A 21,070-nucleotide genomic window follows, 5' to 3' on the forward strand; every position below is an offset into this window, starting at 1 on the left:
ATCTAGCTCTGCACTAAGCATATTATTTTCAAAATCTGAAATTCATCAAAAACCATCCACATTTATAACCATTTTCTTGATCTTTTTTTTGAAATTGATTTTTTAGCCATGTCTTTATTTACATTACTAAAATAAGGAGCAAAAACATGGCATCTAAACACTCAAATCAGAAGAAATACGCTAAAGCTAAGTTTGACTCACATCAGGTCACCCTTACCCCATACCCACCTTTAAGTAAAATTTACAATTGCTATGCACAAATATTTAGGGCGGCACGGCTACCTTCAATTATTCAGCCAGATATCAAGTTACTTTGTCTCTCAACAATTTCCGAGAGTGAATTCTGTGTATTAGATAACTTTCTGCTTGTATACGCCTCCAAAAAGCAAAATCTGCGTATAGACGCAAGCTACGTTGTGCTCACCGACATTGATTTAACCAAGTTTGAATATCAATTGAGCTGGAACTTATTCAAATTAATCATGGAACTTAAAATTACGATCAACCTTATCCAGCCAAATAGCTTATTACATGCACTCAATACCTCACTTTCAAAAAAAGCAATTTACGATTTAAACGCTCTTTATCATGATAAACCACGCTGTGAGTTATCGCTTGATTTGCTCGCAAAAATTATTGGCTGTAGTCGTAATCAGCTCTTGCATCAACAAAAAAAAATCCATTCTAGTTACACCGAAAAAATCCAGCAACTCACTGAAAAATGCGAAGCACTCAAACATTCTGAACCGAGCCCAAACCTTTTTTGGAGAGCGCAACATGCAGGCTAAGCAATTAATTCAGCGCCTTTTAGAGCAAGAGTTCATACACGATCATTATGCTGAAGTACTTGAGCAATACCTAAATCGCACAGTTGATATTCCTGAACTGAAGCAGTTATTAAAGCTCGATAATGAGATAGAGCAGAATCACCAATCACTGTTTCTACCTGCTCCACCTTCTGTTTCAGCACATCCTATTTGTGCCTATATTTATTCAGTACAACAGCACTCCCAGCATTCTGTTATACAGCGATGGTCAGTCCACAATTTACATGCTGTCTGCATTCTTAAATCTATTCAAAATGCAGGTAAAAAAGACCATCAAACAACGATTATTAAAGTACTTGATCGATTTAGGTTAGCAAATGAAGCTTATGCTGCATCGCAGCAAGCAACACAGCTCAGTAAGTCTCAACAAAAATATTTATGGCTATGGCAACAACTTCCTAGCGATAAAACACCATTAGCTGAGTTTGTAAAGAGCTTACGCAGCTTAGAAACCAATTCTAATCTGAACCGTTTTCAATATTTATTGATTCTTGATCTACGGCGTTTTTATGATTATGTGTTGGCACTGAAACCTAAAAAAAATTATTCAGCACCGCCCAAACACATAGATGAACCACATTATCTAGATGAGTACGGCGCAATTTTATGCTGCCCACAAGACATACTACAAAAGGAAGATCCTGCTCTATATTACGAGAAATTACAGGATGAACAGCCAAATCAGCAATACTCAATCAATACAGCACAGGTATCGCCATTAACAAGCCAATCTAGTTTTTTACAACATAAAATTAGCCAGCTCACACAACAACACATTATTAGACAGCAGCATGATTTTACGTGTAGCAAGCATTATCCTGACTTCAATAGCCTGAGCTTACTTGTACAACATTGTCATCAACTCTATTTAAATCATCCAGAAAAAAACAAAGCATATCTTTTTATCTTACTCAGTTTCTTGAGTGGTGTTCCTATTGAGCAATGGCTATACCTACAATCCAGACAACGCTATGCACTCAATAAACGACAGAAGGTCATTTTTGAAAACGATCAATATTTTCTACGTTCCAAATTCACACTGTTTGAGGACTCTGCTTTTGAATACAAAGACCAATTGCTTAATCAGGTAACCCATTTCGATTTACCTTTAGTCAAAGAGCTGGTAGAGGGTCTAAGACAACAGCCAATACTGAAGCAAGAGCAAGTCGCACATGCATTAAAAAAATGTCGGGAAGAACTCTTCATTCCGTCGTTATCGACTAAAAAAATAAGTGTTTTATTACATCACTGTATTTACCATTACACTCAAAATGAACAACTAGCCGACATTCTTACAGGCATCGATGCAAATCGATCAGTTTCTATTTCATATTGTTCGTATCCAATCTACCGTTTGCAGCAAAGCTATCAGGGTACAGTACATCAGCTATCAAAAGACTTAGCAAAAGAAATCTATGTCATCGATGATGAGCAACAAAGGTTTGGTAGTTGTAAAGCCCCTAAACCAGCAATAGTAACGGCTATATTTGCATACTTACAACATCAGATCATTCAAGCTGAACATCAAGGAAAAATGCTTGATATGTTTAATCACTATAATGTATGGCTTTGGCATATCTTATTATTGTTCAGTGCAGCTCGACCTGTCAGCGACTTCCCAGGTTTCTTAAAAAATTTCGATTTAAAACAACAATGGCTTTGGCTTTCAGATAAAGAAATTCACAGTAGAACAAATGATGGTCGATTAATTCCTCTATGTGATTTTGTTGTAAAGCAAATCCGCTTATTCATTACCTATTTAAATGAATTCCAACAACTGTACCCAGAGCATCAACCGTATATTCAAGAAATTTTAAGCAGTAAAAAGCCTCTCCTCAGTGTCTATCAACATGGACAATGGCAAGCACTTAGCCCTCATTTAGTCAACAGTTTCTCTCGTATTATGCAACTTGATCATGCCAATTGGCTTAGGCACACAGCTCGTGCATATCTCACCGAAAAAGCAGATGAAAACTTCATTCTGGCTTTGTTTGGGCATGAGCAAAACCAACAAGAAATGGGGCAAAAATTCTCAAGTCTTTCGCTTCAACAATATAAAGAACTCGCCAACTGCCTCAACAATATGCAGCACGCTTACCAAATTGATGGGATGTATGAACATGCTTAAACAAAAACATTATGCACATGAACGCCGTACAAAGAATAGAGATCAAAAGCGCATAAAAGAGCACTTACAAATTCAAGCAATCATCGATGAATTTCTCTCCCAAGAAAAATTACAACAGACACAACAATCACAAAATTTCCCAGATCTCTATAACCAAGTGATTCAGCACTTAGAGCAACAAAAAGTAAGCTTTTCTTTAAAAAAGAGCTTTTATCAGCACTTCCGCAAACACATCATTCAATACAATCGCACCAATGATGCAGACTTACCACTGCCTACGCAGCACCTCGCTTCTATTCAACGAGCCTCTTTACTCTTTAATGAATCTTGGTTAGAGAATTCGAAATATCTCACATATTTAAAAGAGCGACTCTGGCGTTATTGGCATACTGTAGAATATTTTTCGGATGATGAAATTGTTGGCAATCTTCTTATAAGTGCAATCCTGTACGGCGGACTTTCACATCATTCAAGCTTGAATGCTTTACTTGAACATCTCAAATCTGATGAAGCAATCTACCATCTTCAGACCTTACAACTTCCGCTTCTATTCTTAGAACCTCAATCGCCGCAATATGGTGATTTATATGATCCTAAACAAACCTTAAGGAAATCTCGAAATTTTGTACCAGATCGGCTAACACAGCTCTGGATTACTCGATTTAAGACACAATTAATAGATATCCAACACGATTGTTACACTTATATCCGTTACGTTTTTAATGCCTTAGAGCTTTCTTTTAACCAGAAGAAATTTAATCAGCTTTTACAAACCTCCAGTCATTCATTTATGCAACTAGACAAGGTCAAATTAAGCCCTGCGCTTGCACAGTGTTTAACTGAAGAAATAGAAAGCTGTGGCTTAAGTCCAAGTGCTTTTAAACGCTATCTCTCACCTCAGCTAATACTTGACCACTCCGATCAAACTGAAGAACCACAGCCCCAAAATATCAACAACAGAGTAAAAGAGGAAAAATTACACACTGAAGATCCTCTTGAGGCACTTACTGCTTTGCATAAACAAATTTTGACGTTCTTTAAAAATAGGCATAAGACTACCTCGGATCTATGTAACCTGCTGCACAGCCAACATGCCTATCTTCCAGAAAATGCGAAACGGCTTGGGCTTTGGCTATTTAGCTTATTTCGTCCGACTACAGAAGATATTAAGCAAATCACAGAGCTTTATCAGCTCGATCAAAACAAGTACTTACTCTATATCAATCATCAGCAGAAGATTCGTCATTCTTCAATCTATAGTTATTACACCAAACTTGCCGAGTCATGGTTATTACATAGCACCGATTTTATAGAAGAATGCAATCTCAATGATCACCTAGAAGTGATCTACAAGCGTATGTTAAACGGCGTCGGTAAATCTAAATCACAAAAATTTGATCTCTTAAAACGTTTTCATCACTTTCAGCGTGTCATATTTGATGCTGATGTGTTCCCAATGCAGAATGAAAGGTTTCATTTAAGCTCACCGAAAGCCGAAATCATCTCTGCAAAAATATTCCAACAGATGCTTGCGCGACTTGAATACTATAAAAGCCCAAGCTATACAGCCCATGATTTAGAAATGCTCAGTATCGTATATACGATAGCGTTTCGTACGGGCATGCGGATTAATGAAATACTCGGCATGCGAATCAAGGATGTTGAAGGTATTCAAGCCAGTTCAATTTGGATACGTCCATATCGTGCAAAGCATCAACAACATTTACTTAAAACAGATAGTGCTGAACGCAATCTCAACGTTCAAATTCTACTAACTCAAGAGGAGCATCTTAAATTTCAACATTACTGTCAAGTACGGCGCCGTGCTTATAGGCCCAGTCAATACTTGTTCACGATGTGGAACAGTACTGAACGCCTTAAACCTAATATGGTGACACTTCCTTTTCAACGCATCCTAGATGCAATATTGCCTGGTCATCGTTATTCTTTTCATTCTTTACGGCATACTGCAGCGAATAACCTCGCTATAATTTTGACTATGGACTACGAGTTTGTAGTTGCATTCACGGACTATTCAAACGATCATTACAACCTCATCAGAAGTCATCTATTACGCTCTAAAGCACCACAAGACAGCTGGTATTTAATTGCGCACCTGCTCGGTCATATTGAACCAAACGAGACCTTCCGAAGCTATATCCATCTCAGCTATGTGATGGCAGGTTTTCAATTACGTCAATTTGATCTGATGCTTTCCACCCAAATTATTCAAAAAATCTGTCCAACTTTAATAACGCCGTTGAAACATGCTCAAGAGATCCACCTCAGCAGTTTTGACACTCAAATGCTTCAAGCGACTCATGTAATACCATTAGGCATAGATAAACAATCAAGTATGCCAATCAATAAAAAAGAAATTCAGCAAAAACCTACTGATGATTGCATCTATGGTACTGCTCGATCAGAATATCCGTCTGCACTGATCATAAAAATACTCAATGCATTAGATCAATCTTATACACCTGAGCTTCTGTCTCAAAAGTATGACTTTCCAATTAAGACACTCATGCTGTGGCAACAAAATATACTTAAGCTCAAACAACTCAAAAATCGCAAGAACCGACCTCGCTTCATTATTGATGCTGATAAATCACAACGCATACTTCCACATATTGAAACCAAGGAAGAAAAAATAGTCTTAGAGTATTTTTTTAAACAGCTTAATAAATTGAAAAGTGATGATGCAAACATCTTAAATGCACTACATATTTTTGAAATGAAAGCCAACATTTCACATGCTGGATTAATCTTTAATAGTGCTGATATAAGGCTAGCAAATCGATTTTTGACAGGAATTTATTCTTTATTTCCAGAAAAATATTGGCAGATTGCTATATCTTCTGAAATCTCTGAGGAAAAGCTCATGGAACGACTGCAGTTTAAATTTCTATCTTGCAGCATGAACAGCAGTCTAAATAATTCTTTTAAGTTTGAGCTAGTATCCCAAAACAATGGAAAGGCACTAACCGTCTTACGCTATTGCATGTTGGTTTTACTGATCCTGTGTACGCCGTCGCAACCTAGATCATAGCTGATCTGGCTGATAACCTGAAAACTCATAAAAGTCATGCAACAATTGAGCATAGACATCTGAAAAATTTATTAAGTTTTCTGGTTGTAAACCATAATGGTCAAAATAGCGATCATCAATGAAATAAGCTAATCCTATGTGTGTGTTGAGATAAGTTGATACGCCCAGTTGCCTACAAAAATCAGGATTATATTGCAACTGTAATTGCGTATTACAAATAATTTTTGAGGCTACAATTTTAGCTACATTGCGAATATTGAGATGGCGAATACTAGGATGCATCGATGTCAAAATTCGACTCGAAGAATAATTCATCATGAGCGTTTGGCCTTCAATTGATTTAGATTTTTGGTGGTGTTTCAAAAAGTATGCTGGCATTAAACGAATCCATTATTGATATAAAAGAACACTAAATCAAAGGCTTTGAAATGATTTTCAAGCTTTTTGGAGAAGTTGCAGCTTCTCCTAAAGCCTCGCCTGATTCGATGCCGTAATCGACAATTATTGCCTTCTATACCCACAGTGAAAAATTTACCAATCAACTGTTTGCATTCTTTAAAGGTCGTAACAAAGCTATCCCAATGGTCACTTGATATACATGTATAGCTTACACCTAACTGCTTCAATTTTAATTTAAGTCGTTTTGCCGTGGCTAAATCTCGGTTACCCCATACATAAGCAACAATTTCACCTGTTTCTCGATGATAGGCATAAATTAGCCATTGTTTATTTTGCTTATGACCAACAAAAGTCCAAAACTCATCTACTTCAAGGGTTTCATAATGACTTTGCTGTGCTCGAAGTTGATATTTTGATTGGCTAAGTGTCCGTAGAACTTTACCGATACTTACTCTTTCAATTTCTGCTATATCCCTGACACCACTGCCTCGCACCATGAGGTGTAATATTTTGGTTTTGATACCTGAGTGACAGCCTTGATAACTGAGAGCATGATCACCAATAAATTGACGTCTGCATATTTTACATTGGTAATTTTGCTTACCATCTACTTTTGTGCCATTTTTCTTTATACTGTCACTTAGGCAGGCTGGACACTTGATTTCTAGAGTTATTCGCATTTCTCTATTTTATCAAAATCCAACCTGCTTTTTTTCAGCATACTTTTTGAAACACCACCAGATTTTTATCAAGTAATGATTTAGTTGCTTCTCGTTTCACAAGTAAGCATCTAAACTATGTCTATATTTATATAAAAACATGACTAAAACGTCAAGTTTTTATTGTCTATTTGGCGGTAATAATGACACTTGAATTAGACTCGAATGAATTTAAGATTCGATTGAAAGAAGTTAGAAAGATACGAAAGCTGACACAGCAAGAACTCGCTGAAAAAACGGGAATACCCGTAACCTCTATTGCGCATTTTGAGTCGGGCTCACGTAAACCTTCTTTAGAAAATTTTTATAAGCTCATTGTCGTACTTAATATATCAGCCGATTACATTTTAGGACGGAGTGAAGAGATGAGTGCATTAGGTGTTGATCCCCTTGTGAGTACCCTGCAAAAATTACCTGAGGTTGAGCGAAGAATGATTGAGAAATTTATTGTTTCTTTAGATCATAACTAGAGTCGACCCTGCATATAGAATCTGAAGACTAGAAAATTAAAAAACCACTTAAAGTGGTTTTTTTGCATAGCCCCGAAATGGATATAAACACATTGTGTGTTTGCTATGTGGAATTGATCATCTAGTATTGCCTAGATGGTTGTTTAAATAGTGATTATTCACTCCTACATTTAGCTTTGTAAGTTTTATACCACTCTTCAATTTCAGCTGTATCAAAATATACTGCTGCTTGACGAGTACTACATTCTTTCAATGGTCTTGGAAATGAAAGATCATTTTCGATGATTTTACGTAAGCAATCTCGTGTTACATTAAGCAACTCACAAACTTGGTTGTATTTTAAGCGAAATGGCTTCATATTGTGACAAACCACTGGTATATCTAAATCATCAAAATTTTTAACAGTACGTACAATACTACGACGAGTATGTGATGTATGTGCTCTAAAATGATCCAATTGAGGATCCTCGTTTAATAATAGAGAAACCATGCTATCAAAAAAAAATAATTCTAATCCCATCCGTCCTAAAACACAAAAAAAGTGATCACGTTTTTGTGTTAATGCTTAAGTAAAGACTCGATATAATTACTCCACCACTCCATTATTTCGTAGCGTTCTTCTAGATGTGCTTCTTTATCATATGCCCCTTTAACGCCACCTTTTAAGTGAGACAGCGCAGACTCGATCACCTGAGATTTAGAACTAAAATTTTTATTCAAATTTGTTGATGCAATATGCCTAAATCCATGGGGATTTTGCTTACCTCGATACCCCAGCCTGTTTAATGCCGCATTAAATGTCAGATTAGAAATCGGTTTATTAATATTGTCACGGCTTGGAAATAAGTATTCACTTTCTGGAGAAATCTCTTTTAACTCTATTAGAAGGTTCATAACATGTTGAGATAGCGGTATACCATGCTCAATACCTCTTTTCATCATACTCGGCGGTCGGATCCATACAGCTTCAGCAAAATCAAATTGTTCCCATCGTGCCTGTCTCAGCTCCCCTGGTCGAGGGAACATGTGAATTAAAAGCTCTAAGCCGATCGCCACGGGTCGAGAAGAGGAATTTCTGATTAAAGAAATCATTTCAGGTAACTCATGAATTTTTACATGCTTCATGCTCTCTGTTTCCCCTTTAGCTAAATGATCTCTTATACCTTCTAAAGGGTTATATAAGAGATCTTTCTTAAATTTAGCTAAACTATAGGCTCCATAGCAGTATGAGATCAATTTTTCAATACGGTTAAAAATACCTTCGTTAATTTGTTTTTCTGTATAATGATTTAACCACTCTCTAGAAGTAATTGTAGCGTACTCCCGATCCCCAAAAACTGATAAAAGATGTTTCTCAATGGACTGTTTTTCTTTTCGATAGGTTTCAGCTTTCCACGTTAATTTCTTACGTTCTAACCACTCATTCATTAAAGTAGAAAATAAGGCATCTTTATCTTGTAACTTTATTTTTTTAATCTCAGCCTGTGTTTTTATTTCAAGCGTGCCATTTAACATACCTTCTGCTTTTTCTCGTGCCTGTACATAATTTACTGTTGGATAAGCACCCAAACCAATCCATGCCCATTTACCTTGATCATTCTTATAGCGATACTGCCAAGACTTTTTACCGTTTGGCTGAACTCGACAATACAATCCAGCAATGTCTGTGGGTTGACGATATTCTTTAGCTTTCGGCTTGAGTGCTTTGTAAATATCTTCAACGCTTTTTTTACGCCTTATATTTACATTCTGAGGTGTATTTTTTGAATGAGCGTTTACATCACTTTTTACATCATTTGTTTTCATAACTTATGGAATCTCCAGAGATTTTTTCCTTGGTGTATCCCTGAGTTATATTTTATTTAAAGGATACAAACAAGGATACACAGGACGTGTTCCCATATGAAGTTATATACATTTAAGTAAAGCATTAAAAAACCCTTAACTCTATTAGAATTAAGGGTTTAGATCTTATATAAAGCTATATAAGTATAAAATTTGGTGGGCCCAGACAGACTTGAACTGTCGACCAACGGATTATGAGTCCGCTGCTCTAACCAACTGAGCTATAGGCCCTATAAGATTGCAAAGCGATTATATTCAATAGCTTGGCAGTGCTGCAATACTATCTAATATTTTCCTATTGAGCAAGTATTTTTTACTTGTAGTCCTATAGTAGACGCTAGAAATTATTGTGCTATATTGCAAAGTATTGCAATTGGTAGTGATTCTAGCGATGTCATCATCCAGAGTAAAGCTCACAAAGACACTTATTGACCAACTCGAAATGACTCCTGCCATTTATCGTGACATTGAGCTTATTGGTTTTGCTATTCGTGTCAATTCAACCTGTAAAACCTATATCGTTGAAAAGAAGGTTCTTGGTAAGACAGTACGGTCTACAATTGGTCTACATGGCAATCTAACACTTGCTCAGGCGCGAGACATTGCCCGAGATAAGCTTGCTCAAATGACGCAAGGCATCAACCCAAACGAAATGAAACGCAAAGCTATTGCGGATGAAAAAGCTAAAACCGACCTATCAAGAAGCAAACCAACATTAAAAGCAGCTTTTGATAATTACTTATTCCATAAAACCTTAAAACCAAGAAGCATTAAAGATTACACCATCGTGATTGATGACTATTTAAAAGATTGGAATAATTTAAAGCTGGATGATATTTCTCGTACTATGATTCAGGCTAAACATACAGAGCTATCACAACGAAGTAAGGCTCAAGCTAATATGGCCATGCGCGTTTTTCGTGCCATTTATAATTATTCAGTTGAGCATTATCTAGATGAAAATGATAAGCCGATTCTTGATGCTCACAATCCTATTAAAACCCTAAATGCTAAAAATGCTTGGAACAAAATTAGACGACGTAAGACTTATATCAATGAGGATCAAATGCCTGATTGGATTAAAGCTGTATTTCAATATAAAGATCGTGGCCAACAATTAGAAACTAACCGCGATTTTTTACTGACTTTAGTTTTGACTGGCTTTAGACGTGAAGAATGTGAATCCCTCCCTTGGTCAAGTGTTGATTTAAAGTATGGGCGCATAACATCTATAGATCCGAAGAATGGCGAACCTCACACATTGCCAATGGGTAATTTTCTACTTGAATTAATGAAAAAGCGCTACTCACAGGCCACTACAGAATGGGTGTTCCCTTCTGCTAAATCGTCTTCGGGACATATTGTTAATATTTCCAAAGTACGACAGAAAATTAATAAATCTTGCGGAATTGAGTTTAGTTTCCATGATCTACGTCGAACATTTGGTTCTATTGCTGAAAACTTGGATTATGGTCGATACACAATTAAGCGCTTACTCAATCATAAGGAAGAAGATGACCGCGATGTAACTGCAGGTTATGTACAAGTTAGTGAAAGAAAATTACGTGAAGCAATGAATGCTATTGAGGACATTGTTTTAGGTGAATATAAATCAACTATTTTCTCAAAGATAGAAAGCTAATGGCCTACATCACCAAAGATGGTAAGTGGCTTGCATATCGAGATGCAACACAAGAAATGCTGGAATACGATGATTTTTCAGATGTTCAACTGGTCTATCAACCTGAATGGTTTTGGGTCGATAATAAGGATGATGCCAAAGTGTTTCACGCTGAAAGTATTGCGATTTCATTTCTAGTGCGTACGCGGGGAGTTTTGGAAAGGTGCTAAGGTTGTTAATAAATAAAAAACCGATTTTATATACATGATACGCAAGTTTTAAATCGGTTTTTGACAAAATTAATGAGTTTTATTCAGGCCAAGTCCCACTCAATCGTTCGACATCAATTGCGTGTCCATCTGCTTTTTCTGCCATGCTTCGATATTCTGCTGTGCAAGCTTCGAGTAACTCACCGTTGGTAATGGTGTACTCAATGATGGTTTGGCGGGGAGCTGCGGACAGACGTTTGTTTGCTTCACTGAGTTGCTTTGACAACCCATTAGCAGCCATGTCAGCGCTACGAGCGGCAGCATTTGCATCTTGTATTTTTTTAATCGCATTTTGTTCTACCTCAATATATTTATCCGACCAAGCCTTTTCAGTAATGGCCTTCTGTACTTTGGCATTCGTGATTGCATCTTGATAGGGCTTAACTGCCTTATCGACCTCCTGCTGCACCTTACTTTTGCAATCGGCCTTAGCCTTGCTTAAATCACCAGCCAGTGAATTGGATTGCCATGTTTGAAAAAATCCATAAATCAAAAGCAAAATGATTAATGTCCAGCGCTTGTTGTTCCAAATCCAATAAAGTAACGGCATCAGAATTCCTCCACTTCTAGCAAATCAACTGTTTGCCCCGCCAATCCATGATGGCAATCAGATAGGAATTGAATTTTTCCATCCGTGACAAAGGAATGGCATTGACTAGGGTGGCCTTGATTTACCATTAAGCTTGGGCTAAATGTTGGTTTCTCTAAATCGCCATTGGGTGGTGTTTTAAAAAGTATGCTGACATTAAATGAAGCCATTATTGATGTAAAAGAAGGTTAAGTCGAAGGCTTTAAAATGGTTTTCAAGCTTTTTGGAGAAATTACAACTTCTTCTAAAACCACGCCTTATTCGATGCCTTATTTTGCAATTATTACCTTCAATTCCTACAGTAAAAAACTTACCAATACTTTGCTTGCAGTTTTTAAAAGCAGTGATGAAACTGTCCCAATGATCACTTGCAATTCGGGTGTAGTGAATACCTAATTGTTTAAGCTTTGTCTTCAACCTTTGGACTGTAGCTAAATCTCTCTTACCCCAAACATAAGCAACAATCTCACCTGTTTCTCGATGGTAAGCGTAAATAAGCCATTGTTTATTATTTTTATTTCCAACAAAAGTCCAGAATTCATCTACTTCGAGAGATTCATAATGACTTTGTTTAGGCTGAATTTGATAGGCCGATTCAGTTAAAGTCCGTAAGACTTTACCGATACTAATGCGCTCAACTTCAGCGATATCTCGTATACCGCTGCCTCTGACCATTAACTGTAATATTTTACGAGTAATGCCAGAATTACATCCTAGATAGCTCAGAGCATGGTCACCAATAAACTGACGTTTGCAGTCTTTGCATTGGTAGTTCTGTTTCCCATCTACTTTGATGCCATTTTTCTTTATATTGTCACTGAGGCAGGTTGGACATTTGATTTCTAGAGTTATTTGCATTTCTCTATTTTATCAAAATTCAACCTGCTTTTTTTTAGCATACTTTTTGATACACCACCCGCCATTGAAGTCCCAGCGAATTTTGTGTTTTGGATCAACATGGAATGGATGCAAGGTTTTACAACCAGGGCATTCAATAAAATAAATACCGTTAGACTCAAGAAGCACATTGCTAACTTTTTTAAATTCATTCATCTACTGTGCTCCCATACATTTCGAGTGACGCTCAACTTGTCGTGTCCAAACGCCATAGCAATTGTTGGATCGTACAGAGCAATCACGTTTGGCCACATACTTCCATTTCAATAATGAATCACATGCCTGCTTGTACTTCCCCGCTTTCAAATTGCGAAGCATGGAAGATTGATTCCAATTGGCTTGGCCAAAGTTGTAGGTGAAGTCGAGATATACGTCATACTCGACTTGAGACAACTTCACGCTCTGGAGAGACTTTCGAAATGGAATTTCGTCTTTGGCCACATGTGCTTTTGCCCATTCCAATGCGGTTTTGCGTGAAATTGGTGGATCAGACATTTTAATCTTGGTGCCATCAGGCTTGGTTGTTGATCCGATACCTTGAGTCACAACACCACCAGTGTCTTTGTAAGGAACCGACACATTTCCCTCTTTGCTTTCTAAATTCCAAAAAAAAGCAGCCGAAGCTGCTAATCCTATTGCCCAGTATTTCGTCTTATTCGACATTGCATTCACCCTTAGCTTTACTCAGCGCAATCTGATGTAGTTGTTCGGCACGTTTGTTTTCTTGGCGCTTGTAGTACCAATTAATCAAGAAGCTCATAAAGCTCACTAATAAGCCTGCAATCGCTACTAACAAACCAATCGCTGTGATTGGATCTAAACCCAATAACTTCCCCGACAAGCCAGCAATTGATCCCCCTACTGCTGTTTTGGTTGAAATTGATGTAACTGCAGCACTCGCTTCAGCAATTGCTTGCCCTGTTGTTTCAGACATTTCGCCCCCTAATTTTTGGCAATAAAAAAACCGCTAATGCGGCCAATTCAATTTCTATATTTTAAAGCGTGCTTGCTTGTTCCCACATCTGGTCGACTTGCTCATCTGTCCAACCAAGTAATGTAGTTATATCTGAAACCATCGGACTCAAACGTTCAATATCAGAAACTGAGTCATATTCGATCTTGAAACGCGGATTCGCATTGATTGCACCCATTACTTGGTCATACATTCCGTGATCGTAGAGATATAATGCGAACTGACGTTTTGAAAGTCTTGGAAGTAAAGATCGATTGTAAGCTGCGATTTCTTCCAGTGTGCGAGAGTCGATCCATTTCGATCCATTCCAAACGGTATGAAATTGGCTAAGTCTTGGAGTTTCATGTTTTATAATTTCTGTTTCAGTCATTAATCGATATTCTTTTAGATCAATCCATTTTTTGACAATGACATCATCTTCAAAATAACGAATCTCTGATAAGTCATCTTTGATATATTTTTGCATTATGAATACTCCACACAAACGATCGAATTACCTGAAATGGTGTAATCATCACCTGTTGCCAACAATAAACTAGCCACATAGCGATTTGATGAATTTGTATCAAGCAAAATATTTCCTTTATGAACAATTAATGCTTTTGTAGTACTTGATCCCGACAATCCAATAGACAAGTGCATTGGTTTTGCTCCTGTGTGTGTATAAGTTGTACCCGATATAATTGTTCTTTCTTTTGTTGATTGATTTACACCAAAAAGCAAACCATGCAAAAGTTTAACTTGTCGTGCTGTGGCTGCTTTCGTTGCATCATCCGTAACCAAATCGTCAACAAGTTGCACAATACCTGTTTGTGTTGTTGATGCAGCACGAATGGCTTGGTTTGAAACACTAGAAATGATGCCTTTTGCATTCACCGTAATGACAGGCACAGTGACATTTGAACCATAAGTGCTGGCTGCCACACCTGAGTTTGCCAAGGTCAATACACATGATGAGTTTGCAGATCCGTTATAAGAAAACGAACCCGTTGCAGCTCCACTAAAACTAACTGACCGCGCTGTTAACAATTGGCTTGCAGTTGCTGCATTCTCAGTTTTATCTAACTTATCATCAATAATTTCATTAATTTTTAAAGTTAATGAGTTGAATATCCAGTTAAACCATTGTCTTGCTGGCTTTTTGCTAACAGAAAATCCATCAGTTAAATTTAAATCATCGGTATTCTTTTGCCCATCTTTAGCAAATTCGGATAGCTTTTCAATAGCCATTTTTAATCCTCAATAATAAGTTCAACACCTGCAGGCAATGGGAAAAACATTTGCACCAATATTCTCTGCATCGTTGTAAATTGCGTAGCGAGGTTTTTAAAAGTCACCGTCATATCTTTGTTATCAAACACTTTGAAATGACTGTGGTTGAGCGCAAGTTCAAGAATTGCTTTGGTTTCATTGATATTTCCTGTGCTCTTATTTTTAAGAATCTTTGCTTTGATCAGTCTTCTTAAAAAATCACCTGTAGGGGTTAGACCTCCAGTCCCCGACTGTCCCGATTCTCGAAAATATCCACCGATACTCGGATCATCTGTTTCCCCAAATGTCATAGCGTTTTCTTGATCAATAAAGCCGAAATACTCAAGCTGAGCTGCACCAGGAATAATTAACGGAGTACCCGTCCAATGCGCTAATTGCTCCAAACAATTACCTGTTGCGGTTTCTAAATCATGGAGCTCGCTCATTTTAGAAAGCAAGTTTTGGCAACCGACAATAGGATCAACTGAAACCCTTATTGATTCTATGAACTTGCTTTTTTGTCGATGCTGACTGGTGACGAGGCCTAAATATTCACTGGTATTTTTACTATCCACTTGTCACCTCAATAGTAATTGTGGTCGCATCACAAAAGGCGACATTACCAAAAGGCAAAGTGTAATCACCCGCATGCTCAATTCCATTTGCAATGGTTTTGATACTTACAACCTCATAGGTTTGTGACTGCTCCGCGCCATATAAATTAGTCACTCCAGTAATTTTGTTCTGCGTGATTTTGTCGCCGATATTCAAGGCATTGGTGTACTCAGCGAGAAGATTCTTAATAATATCTCCTGTATCAGCACTATAAGATTCCTTGGTTGTAATGGAAATTTTGAAGCTGATATTTGTCACATCTGCACGATAGATTGAAACGACCTCAGGCTCGTTATAAACATTCAATACAGTCACATCGGTATTGCCATACCAATCACATCCCATGGATTTCTTAATATGCATCAGCTTAGCAATTTGGTGGGAATCACCTCCATGAACAACGACACACGCAGACTTTGCAGGAAGGTTATTTTCATCAGTGAGACTTGATTTGTTTTCAAAGGTCACACATCGAGTCACACCATTTAACGCAAGGATCGCCCCACGCAATCCCTCAAGCTGCGACATTGATGCATTAGCGGTTGATAATGACTGACGTTGTCTCAGCTTGGTATCAGACTCAGCATCCTGCCCGACACTCGATGAATTTGGATTGCTGACACCATGCCAACCGCGAGTTGGTTTACCAATCACTGAAACGGTGTTTGGCATAGCGATAACAGCACCCGCCTTTTCTGCGGTAGCCGTAACAACGATCGTACCTTCTGGTGGAATGGTAATAGATACAGGCAGAACCCAAATGTTGTTGCTGGTATCTGAAACATTGGCATTGGTAATACTTGTGCCAGCTACTCCAGTGATCACAACATCGACGGTTGAATACGTCGCAGGTGAAGGTTTAATGCCGTTTAAAGCGACATTACGCGATAATGCTTCCTTGGTTGCAGTCTTTGGCGACATGGTTGAATAAGCTTTAATGGCAGAAGAATTACAGTCAGCAATCGCCTTAGCAATAACACCAATCCACTGCCCATCCTGCGAATCATTTTCGAGGTAAATATCTTCACCGTAGATTTTTCGATTTTCAGATTTTAAATATTCAACAATTTCAAAATAGGTTGGAGCTACTGGTCCTGCATCAGTCATAACAACTGCAACCGACGAAATAGTCATGCTCTAAGCTCCTCTTCTAATAATTCTATGTTTCCATAAATAGTGTTCAGCACAATTGAAACGGTGAGCTTTCGTGTCTCTGGATCTAAGTCTCCTTCGAACTCTTCTATGCTCTGTACACCGAGCGTTTCTAGGACTCGTTGTCGCAATGTAAGCTCATATAAATTGCCTGACCGCTTCCCCAGAATTGACTGATTCCATCCCGTACCGTCTGACGTATCTGCAAACCATTCACCGACCCAAAGCTTCAGGCGAGTTAAAACAGCTTGTGCTACTGCCTCAGGCGAATTAATTAGAAAACTATTCACCCCGACCCCAAAGACGTAGTCGCCATTTTCATCAAGTTTTCTATAGCGCATAAAAAAAGACGCCTTTCAGCGACCCCTCATTTAACGTTAATTTACTTTGGCCCATCAGAGTCACTGCCTCCACGTTGAATCCCACTGTGTTTATGAGTCTTAAATTCAATGCCCTCGACAGAAGCCCCACCAGTAAGTGTGGACTTGCCAGTAACATCTAAGGTGGTTTGCATACTAGCTGCGCCTGATACATCTAATGTTTTTAGCATTTCAACAGGATGATGAAAAACTGATTTAGTGCCAATAAAGTGAATTTCACCTGCAGGTGTAATCTGAATTTTGCAGGTGTTTGCATCATTCCGAATTTCTAAATTTGTTGTAGAAATATCGCTAATTTTTGTCGCCTGTGATTGTGGCCGAAAAAATGCAAACCCATCTGAAAGATCATGCTTTCGAGTATCAAATGGGTTTTGAATACCACCTGATTGCCACCAAATATCGATATTTCGAGCTGCCAGTGAGACATAACACTCATCACCCTCCTTAATAGGGTGAGTAATGGTAAATCCTCCAGCACAAGGAAACATGACTGGTACATCCATAAGTAAAGGCATCAGCACCAATTCAATTGATCCATCTATTTTTTTTACTGGGATTTTAATTGCGGGTTGTACAACAACAGTCACGGCGTCAGGATTATAGCTATCAACAATGCATGGAAGTGACGTCCATAGATTGGCGAGCTCTCCCTGAATCGCATCTTTGATGATTTGAAGCATATCGGGTGAACGTTCACTTAATGAAATTGCCATTACCCTGCCACCCCCGTGATAGAAACACCAGACTTCGGAACTGTGCCCCCTACAGCGATACAAACTAAACTGTCATGCCAATCATTACCGCGATTATCGCCCGTTCTCTCAATTGAACAGATAATAAACACCCCGTCCGCTCCAGTTGCTAAGTTCGGGTTCTTGTAAGGTTGGTCGACCATTTGGCCACCGTAGTTAATATCATATGACTCAGTTTGCATATTGGTCATATCTACCTGAACTCGTCCGCCCCATTTAAGCTTGGGGTTGAGTAGACAAGTAATATTTAATCCCTCACTTGTTAATTGAGGCATTCCAATCACACCAGTTTGCGGGTTTAAAATCTGCACAGGTTCAATCGTATATTTATCTATAATGCGCATGTGAATTTCATCGTCTGACAATGTATATGCCAGATCATTGTCCTTGCTAAATTGCTTCATGGTTGTGTCTAGAGAGCCAAATAGTACGCGTCCCCGAATCAGCTTTTGGTCAGACAATTGCGGCGACTCACCAAGCTGTAAACCTGCATCTTCATAACCTTTCAATAGGATGTTTTTAGTTTCTTCAACACTGGTACCTGCTGGCACACACTGATTAATAATGGCGTTATTCTTCGCAGCATCACCTGACTGAGCAAGGATGCAAAGCCATGTATCTGTTTGATTATCACGACCACGTCGATACTGAAAGACCTTACCTTTAAATATGATTTCTAAACCTGAATCCTCATAACCAGCCTCAAGAATAACTTGGCCCTCTATCTTCTGATCATCAATACCGCACAGTAAATCCATCGTTTCCTTAGACATATTGTAGATATAAATTTCAGCCGCCTTTGGTGCTTCAGTCGTGGGTTGTGAGATATGAAAATATATATGGAAGTCTGATAGATCTAATGCCTCAGGAGCATCTTTATTAATTTGGATTGTAAGCCGGCATAATCTTCCCCACTGTAGCGACATATCAATCTCTCCAAAATAATTGAATTTTCACACCTAGATCATTAAAGGATTGGCTTTCGTCAGCATTGCTATTCAGTACAAATAGGCCACCTTTGATTAAGTGCTGATGTTGGTCTAAAAGATTTACACCCTGAATCAATGGTATTGCAGCAAGTATCAATTGCCCTGAACTGTCTAAAATATCGAGGTACCATGCATCTAAACGGTAAATAAGGCGCAACTTGTAAATTATTGAACCAAGGCGAACATTGAATTGCTGATTGGTATTAGTTAGTGGTATCTCATGTAAGGCCATATCACCCCCCAAATACTTTGCTTAGGATTGATTCATTCACTTCTTTTGTTTGAACTGTTCCACCATTTTGAACAGAGGCTGTCCCTGCAGGTGAAGCCTGATTCTCTACAAGTACCGTGGTCTCAGAAGTCATCACCCGGATTACTTTCTTAAAAGTAATATCAATCATTAGGACATGCTCCGTCGTCTTATCAGTGGTGCATGAGAGGGACTTAATAAGCATGTTTGTATAGAGGCGCTTGCCTGTTGAAACAATTAAGGGGAGTTTAGTTTTTTGAAGCAATTGTAATGACTCGTACACGGCGACAAGACTTGTTGCACCGCCAAGTGAGGTACTACCTACATATCCATTAAGTTTGCCAGCACTCTCAGACCAACCCACCTTCATCGTGAGCTCTGGTGTCTCCATGTAGGCATGATCAGAAATAGCTGCACCTGTTTCAGTTGGGTGTTCAGTAATTTTTAATTCATCTTTATGTTTTTCTTCAATCGTCACATCCGCAAAAAGCCCCATGATTGTTCGCCCCTTTCCTGCAAGCAGTAAGGACCCAACCGACTCAGTTAGCAATGAGGACGTGACGGTATTAATTAATGAGCCAATTGCCATGTTTACTTTTCCTTAGGTGTAAAAAAACCACCCGAAGGTGGCACTGAAAAATGATTTCTAACTTACTTTTTCCAAACCTTTTGAAACCATGAAAACATTTTTTTATCTGGGTCGTTTACAGTTACTCCTGACCATGTATCACCATTTTCATTAATTTCAACTACAACAAATCTTTCGTTAGGAACTATTTTCTTTACTTTATCTCTTATTAGCTGAGCAGTGAACTTTCCAGATGGATCTGTTAAAAACCAAGTATCTCCAACCCAATGCCACCAACCAAGGCCATTACTTTTGAAAAACTCCTTTAAAGCGTCATTATGTTTCTGAGTTAAATTCTGCAAACAAACTATATACCTACGCTTCATCATTAACATCCTCACTCGTATCTACTCTGGCTGTGAGTGCTTTAGTGTTTTGAGTGTTGATTGTTTTAAACTCACCATTTAGGCTATCTTCTGGCACATGTTTTTCGAGAGCAAGTTTTTCAATATTGAATTTCTCACTTCTAAGAATGTCAGTTTTATTTGTAAATAAACAAAAGAAAAAAGCAACCAAAATTGCGATAATCATTATAACGACTAAAATAAACAAGCCAATTAATATCAATTTATCAGCATTAAAAATACTAGCTAAAGTAGTTGCACACAGTAATGATCCTAATATCCAAGCTAAGATACTCAGAATAGATGACCTTGAACCAAAGGAATTGGCTTGTTGCAATATATGCTTGACGTAATCCATAAAGCTTTCATAAGCCTCATTATTTAATTTTAAATAAGTTTGCATATTACTAACCTCTTCTTTATAAATCTATAAATTATTGCTTTTTAAAAAATTCCAAGGTGTTGAGATGAGAAAACTATTACTTTTAGCAGTGGCTTCAACTTTCAGTGTTGGGGCTTGGGCCTCACCATACGACTCCAATTCTTTCGGAGCAATGCCCCATAAAGATATTATGAGAATAAATGTGGATAACTGTAATATTGAGGCAAATGCTACTGGAAATAAGACTTCTGCAGAAGAATGCATTAACAATCAAAAAATAGCCTTTGAAAAACTACTAATTATCTACAATGACCATGCTATCACTGCACCATCTTGGAGTTTATGCGTAGGAGAGGCTAAAACTAGGCACTCCTATGACTACGTTGTTATGTATGCCTGCATGAAGGTTGTTAAAGACATATGTAAGGAGAAACCTGATGGCCAATGGGAGAATCCTAATTTATGCATTCGGAGTATGCAATCAGGTGCTTGGCTGAATAATCCTAAAATCTATCAGCCATATAAAAAGCAATGAGTT

The 21,070-nt window shown here is 38.1% G+C and carries 27 protein-coding genes, 1 tRNA gene and 1 pseudogene; 7 read left to right on the plus strand and 22 right to left on the minus strand.

The window, feature by feature from the left end; all coding sequences use genetic code 11:
- The first annotated feature begins 146 nt into the window (after positions 1-146).
- Genes AC4MDD_RS09535 through AC4MDD_RS09545 form a run of 3 tightly spaced genes read left to right on the plus strand, consistent with a single transcriptional unit; the run spans position 147 to position 6,007 of the window.
- Positions 147-788: a hypothetical protein gene (locus AC4MDD_RS09535; RefSeq protein WP_491881500.1), complete on the plus strand. Its 642-nt coding sequence runs from the start codon at positions 147-149 to the stop codon at positions 786-788.
- Positions 778-2,955, plus strand: a complete 2,178-nt coding sequence (locus AC4MDD_RS09540; protein ID WP_491881501.1) for a hypothetical protein — start codon at positions 778-780, stop codon at positions 2,953-2,955. Before AC4MDD_RS09535 ends, AC4MDD_RS09540 begins: the two co-directional genes overlap by 11 nt.
- A complete protein-coding gene (locus AC4MDD_RS09545; protein ID WP_491881502.1) occupies positions 2,948-6,007 on the plus strand; it encodes a tyrosine-type recombinase/integrase in 3,060 nt (1,019 codons plus the stop codon). Before AC4MDD_RS09540 ends, AC4MDD_RS09545 begins: the two co-directional genes overlap by 8 nt.
- On the opposite strand, the gene AC4MDD_RS09550 is transcribed toward AC4MDD_RS09545, so the two are convergent.
- Positions 6,002-6,385: a hypothetical protein gene (locus AC4MDD_RS09550; protein ID WP_491881503.1), complete on the minus strand. Its 384-nt coding sequence runs from the start codon at positions 6,383-6,385 to the stop codon at positions 6,002-6,004. The genes AC4MDD_RS09545 and AC4MDD_RS09550 overlap by 6 nt on opposite strands.
- Entirely contained in the window at positions 6,385-7,086 is a 702-nt protein-coding gene (locus AC4MDD_RS09555) for an IS1 family transposase (protein WP_004282341.1), read from the minus strand. Before AC4MDD_RS09555 ends, AC4MDD_RS09550 begins: the two co-directional genes overlap by 1 nt.
- 182 nt (positions 7,087-7,268) lie before the next feature.
- On the opposite strand from AC4MDD_RS09555, the gene AC4MDD_RS09560 reads away from it, so the two are divergent.
- Positions 7,269-7,595, plus strand: a complete 327-nt coding sequence (locus tag AC4MDD_RS09560; RefSeq protein ID WP_114837262.1) for a helix-turn-helix domain-containing protein — start codon at positions 7,269-7,271, stop codon at positions 7,593-7,595.
- A gap of 154 nt (positions 7,596-7,749) precedes the next feature.
- Here AC4MDD_RS09560 and AC4MDD_RS09565 read toward each other — a convergent pair whose 3' ends face one another.
- The 3 genes from AC4MDD_RS09565 to AC4MDD_RS09575 form a co-directional block, all read right to left on the minus strand.
- Positions 7,750-8,115, minus strand: a complete 366-nt coding sequence (locus AC4MDD_RS09565) for a helix-turn-helix transcriptional regulator (RefSeq protein ID WP_491881504.1) — start codon at positions 8,113-8,115, stop codon at positions 7,750-7,752.
- 38 nt (positions 8,116-8,153) lie between these two features.
- Positions 8,154-9,401, minus strand: a complete 1,248-nt coding sequence (locus AC4MDD_RS09570; protein WP_005265732.1) for a tyrosine-type recombinase/integrase — start codon at positions 9,399-9,401, stop codon at positions 8,154-8,156.
- Between the two features lie 193 nt (positions 9,402-9,594).
- Positions 9,595-9,671: transfer RNA gene (locus AC4MDD_RS09575), tRNA-Ile, on the minus strand.
- Between the two features lie 160 nt (positions 9,672-9,831).
- On the opposite strand from AC4MDD_RS09575, the gene AC4MDD_RS09580 reads away from it, so the two are divergent.
- Both AC4MDD_RS09580 and AC4MDD_RS09585 read left to right on the plus strand, forming a co-directional pair.
- Positions 9,832-11,082, plus strand: coding sequence for a site-specific integrase (locus tag AC4MDD_RS09580; RefSeq protein WP_026056451.1), 1,251 nt, complete (start codon positions 9,832-9,834; stop codon positions 11,080-11,082).
- Entirely contained in the window at positions 11,082-11,291 is a 210-nt protein-coding gene (locus AC4MDD_RS09585; RefSeq protein ID WP_491881505.1) for a hypothetical protein, read from the plus strand. The genes AC4MDD_RS09580 and AC4MDD_RS09585 overlap by 1 nt, the downstream gene beginning before the upstream one ends.
- A 79-nt stretch (positions 11,292-11,370) precedes the next feature.
- On the opposite strand, the gene AC4MDD_RS09590 is transcribed toward AC4MDD_RS09585, so the two are convergent.
- From AC4MDD_RS09590 to AC4MDD_RS09670, 17 genes and pseudogenes are all read right to left on the minus strand, one after another.
- The gene (locus tag AC4MDD_RS09590) at positions 11,371-11,880 is read right to left on the minus strand and encodes a hypothetical protein (protein ID WP_491881506.1); all 510 of its coding nucleotides are present in this window, start codon (positions 11,878-11,880) and stop codon (positions 11,371-11,373) included.
- Positions 11,880-12,047, minus strand: a pseudogene (locus tag AC4MDD_RS09595) (ubiquitination-like system serine protease family protein); the annotation flags it as partial. The gene AC4MDD_RS09590 and the pseudogene AC4MDD_RS09595, both read right to left, overlap by 1 nt.
- Before the next feature lie 28 nt (positions 12,048-12,075).
- Positions 12,076-12,777 carry an IS1 family transposase gene (locus AC4MDD_RS09600; RefSeq protein WP_004693132.1) on the minus strand — a complete coding sequence of 234 codons (702 nt, stop codon included), beginning with the start codon at positions 12,775-12,777 and terminating at the stop codon, positions 12,076-12,078.
- 12 nt (positions 12,778-12,789) lie between these two features.
- Positions 12,790-12,972: a hypothetical protein gene (locus AC4MDD_RS09605; RefSeq protein ID WP_491881507.1), complete on the minus strand. Its 183-nt coding sequence runs from the start codon at positions 12,970-12,972 to the stop codon at positions 12,790-12,792.
- Positions 12,973-13,479, minus strand: a complete 507-nt coding sequence (locus AC4MDD_RS09610; protein ID WP_317455369.1) for a glycoside hydrolase family protein — start codon at positions 13,477-13,479, stop codon at positions 12,973-12,975.
- Complete coding sequence (locus AC4MDD_RS09615; RefSeq protein WP_058869409.1) at positions 13,469-13,750, minus strand: phage holin family protein; 282 nt, start codon at positions 13,748-13,750, stop codon at positions 13,469-13,471. Before AC4MDD_RS09615 ends, AC4MDD_RS09610 begins: the two co-directional genes overlap by 11 nt.
- Positions 13,751-13,811: 61 nt before the next feature.
- Positions 13,812-14,255 (minus strand): hypothetical protein, encoded by a 444-nt coding sequence (locus AC4MDD_RS09620; RefSeq protein ID WP_131230279.1) that lies wholly within the window; start codon positions 14,253-14,255, stop codon positions 13,812-13,814.
- A complete protein-coding gene (locus AC4MDD_RS09625; RefSeq protein WP_491881508.1) occupies positions 14,255-15,019 on the minus strand; it encodes a hypothetical protein in 765 nt (254 codons plus the stop codon). Before AC4MDD_RS09625 ends, AC4MDD_RS09620 begins: the two co-directional genes overlap by 1 nt.
- Before the next feature lie 2 nt (positions 15,020-15,021).
- Positions 15,022-15,615 carry a baseplate wedge 1 family protein gene (locus AC4MDD_RS09630; protein ID WP_490738001.1) on the minus strand — a complete coding sequence of 198 codons (594 nt, stop codon included), beginning with the start codon at positions 15,613-15,615 and terminating at the stop codon, positions 15,022-15,024.
- On the minus strand, positions 15,608-16,789 hold the full coding sequence (locus tag AC4MDD_RS09635) for a baseplate J/gp47 family protein (RefSeq protein WP_491881509.1): 1,182 nt from the start codon (positions 16,787-16,789) through the stop codon (positions 15,608-15,610). The genes AC4MDD_RS09630 and AC4MDD_RS09635 overlap by 8 nt, the downstream gene beginning before the upstream one ends.
- Positions 16,786-17,148, minus strand: coding sequence for a contractile injection system sheath initiator (locus AC4MDD_RS09640; protein WP_491881510.1), 363 nt, complete (start codon positions 17,146-17,148; stop codon positions 16,786-16,788). The genes AC4MDD_RS09635 and AC4MDD_RS09640 overlap by 4 nt, the downstream gene beginning before the upstream one ends.
- 41 nt (positions 17,149-17,189) lie before the next feature.
- The gene (locus tag AC4MDD_RS09645) at positions 17,190-17,900 is read right to left on the minus strand and encodes a Gp138 family membrane-puncturing spike protein (RefSeq protein WP_491881511.1); all 711 of its coding nucleotides are present in this window, start codon (positions 17,898-17,900) and stop codon (positions 17,190-17,192) included.
- Positions 17,900-18,865 (minus strand): baseplate hub protein, encoded by a 966-nt coding sequence (locus AC4MDD_RS09650; RefSeq protein ID WP_491881512.1) that lies wholly within the window; start codon positions 18,863-18,865, stop codon positions 17,900-17,902. Before AC4MDD_RS09650 ends, AC4MDD_RS09645 begins: the two co-directional genes overlap by 1 nt.
- Position 18,866: 1 nt before the next feature.
- Positions 18,867-19,160, minus strand: a complete 294-nt coding sequence (locus AC4MDD_RS09655; protein ID WP_348958701.1) for a phage baseplate plug family protein — start codon at positions 19,158-19,160, stop codon at positions 18,867-18,869.
- A gap of 1 nt (position 19,161) precedes the next feature.
- Positions 19,162-19,767 carry a phage baseplate protein gene (locus AC4MDD_RS09660; protein ID WP_178905288.1) on the minus strand — a complete coding sequence of 202 codons (606 nt, stop codon included), beginning with the start codon at positions 19,765-19,767 and terminating at the stop codon, positions 19,162-19,164.
- Between the two features lie 62 nt (positions 19,768-19,829).
- Complete coding sequence (locus AC4MDD_RS09665; protein ID WP_491881513.1) at positions 19,830-20,108, minus strand: hypothetical protein; 279 nt, start codon at positions 20,106-20,108, stop codon at positions 19,830-19,832.
- A gap of 13 nt (positions 20,109-20,121) precedes the next feature.
- Positions 20,122-20,553: a hypothetical protein gene (locus AC4MDD_RS09670; RefSeq protein WP_317455358.1), complete on the minus strand. Its 432-nt coding sequence runs from the start codon at positions 20,551-20,553 to the stop codon at positions 20,122-20,124.
- Between the two features lie 64 nt (positions 20,554-20,617).
- On the opposite strand from AC4MDD_RS09670, the gene AC4MDD_RS09675 reads away from it, so the two are divergent.
- The gene (locus AC4MDD_RS09675) at positions 20,618-21,067 is read left to right on the plus strand and encodes a hypothetical protein (protein WP_491881514.1); all 450 of its coding nucleotides are present in this window, start codon (positions 20,618-20,620) and stop codon (positions 21,065-21,067) included.
- Positions 21,068-21,070: the final 3 nt, after the last annotated feature.

It is taken from the genome of Acinetobacter sp. CAU_H_29a_1 (assembly GCF_058599505.1).

What these genes read in the sequence shown, in the direction of transcription:
- AC4MDD_RS09615 (WP_058869409.1), bottom strand. Translation starts at nt 13,750, where the DNA reads ATGTCTGAAACAACAGGGCAAGCAATTGCTGAAGCGAGTGCTGCAGTT.
- AC4MDD_RS09560 (WP_114837262.1), top strand. Translation starts at nt 7,269, where the DNA reads ATGACACTTGAATTAGACTCGAATGAATTTAAGATTCGATTGAAAGAA.
- AC4MDD_RS09605 (WP_491881507.1), bottom strand. Translation starts at nt 12,972, where the DNA reads ATGAATGAATTTAAAAAAGTTAGCAATGTGCTTCTTGAGTCTAACGGT.
- AC4MDD_RS09625 (WP_491881508.1), bottom strand. Translation starts at nt 15,019, where the DNA reads ATGGCTATTGAAAAGCTATCCGAATTTGCTAAAGATGGGCAAAAGAAT.
- AC4MDD_RS09540 (WP_491881501.1), top strand. Translation starts at nt 778, where the DNA reads ATGCAGGCTAAGCAATTAATTCAGCGCCTTTTAGAGCAAGAGTTCATA.
- AC4MDD_RS09670 (WP_317455358.1), bottom strand. Translation starts at nt 20,553, where the DNA reads ATGCAAACTTATTTAAAATTAAATAATGAGGCTTATGAAAGCTTTATG.
- AC4MDD_RS09635 (WP_491881509.1), bottom strand. Translation starts at nt 16,789, where the DNA reads ATGACTATTTCGTCGGTTGCAGTTGTTATGACTGATGCAGGACCAGTA.
- AC4MDD_RS09620 (WP_131230279.1), bottom strand. Translation starts at nt 14,255, where the DNA reads ATGCAAAAATATATCAAAGATGACTTATCAGAGATTCGTTATTTTGAA.
- AC4MDD_RS09585 (WP_491881505.1), top strand. Translation starts at nt 11,082, where the DNA reads ATGGCCTACATCACCAAAGATGGTAAGTGGCTTGCATATCGAGATGCA.
- AC4MDD_RS09610 (WP_317455369.1), bottom strand. Translation starts at nt 13,479, where the DNA reads ATGTCGAATAAGACGAAATACTGGGCAATAGGATTAGCAGCTTCGGCT.
- AC4MDD_RS09545 (WP_491881502.1), top strand. Translation starts at nt 2,948, where the DNA reads ATGCTTAAACAAAAACATTATGCACATGAACGCCGTACAAAGAATAGA.
- AC4MDD_RS09660 (WP_178905288.1), bottom strand. Translation starts at nt 19,767, where the DNA reads ATGGCAATTGGCTCATTAATTAATACCGTCACGTCCTCATTGCTAACT.
- AC4MDD_RS09675 (WP_491881514.1), top strand. Translation starts at nt 20,618, where the DNA reads ATGAGAAAACTATTACTTTTAGCAGTGGCTTCAACTTTCAGTGTTGGG.
- AC4MDD_RS09640 (WP_491881510.1), bottom strand. Translation starts at nt 17,148, where the DNA reads ATGCGCTATAGAAAACTTGATGAAAATGGCGACTACGTCTTTGGGGTC.
- AC4MDD_RS09600 (WP_004693132.1), bottom strand. Translation starts at nt 12,777, where the DNA reads ATGCAAATAACTCTAGAAATCAAATGTCCAACCTGCCTCAGTGACAAT.
- AC4MDD_RS09565 (WP_491881504.1), bottom strand. Translation starts at nt 8,115, where the DNA reads ATGGGATTAGAATTATTTTTTTTTGATAGCATGGTTTCTCTATTATTA.
- AC4MDD_RS09580 (WP_026056451.1), top strand. Translation starts at nt 9,832, where the DNA reads ATGTCATCATCCAGAGTAAAGCTCACAAAGACACTTATTGACCAACTC.
- AC4MDD_RS09645 (WP_491881511.1), bottom strand. Translation starts at nt 17,900, where the DNA reads ATGGCAATTTCATTAAGTGAACGTTCACCCGATATGCTTCAAATCATC.
- AC4MDD_RS09570 (WP_005265732.1), bottom strand. Translation starts at nt 9,401, where the DNA reads ATGAAAACAAATGATGTAAAAAGTGATGTAAACGCTCATTCAAAAAAT.
- AC4MDD_RS09590 (WP_491881506.1), bottom strand. Translation starts at nt 11,880, where the DNA reads ATGCCGTTACTTTATTGGATTTGGAACAACAAGCGCTGGACATTAATC.
- AC4MDD_RS09650 (WP_491881512.1), bottom strand. Translation starts at nt 18,865, where the DNA reads ATGTCGCTACAGTGGGGAAGATTATGCCGGCTTACAATCCAAATTAAT.
- AC4MDD_RS09655 (WP_348958701.1), bottom strand. Translation starts at nt 19,160, where the DNA reads ATGGCCTTACATGAGATACCACTAACTAATACCAATCAGCAATTCAAT.
- AC4MDD_RS09535 (WP_491881500.1), top strand. Translation starts at nt 147, where the DNA reads ATGGCATCTAAACACTCAAATCAGAAGAAATACGCTAAAGCTAAGTTT.
- AC4MDD_RS09555 (WP_004282341.1), bottom strand. Translation starts at nt 7,086, where the DNA reads ATGCGAATAACTCTAGAAATCAAGTGTCCAGCCTGCCTAAGTGACAGT.
- AC4MDD_RS09550 (WP_491881503.1), bottom strand. Translation starts at nt 6,385, where the DNA reads ATGCCAGCATACTTTTTGAAACACCACCAAAAATCTAAATCAATTGAA.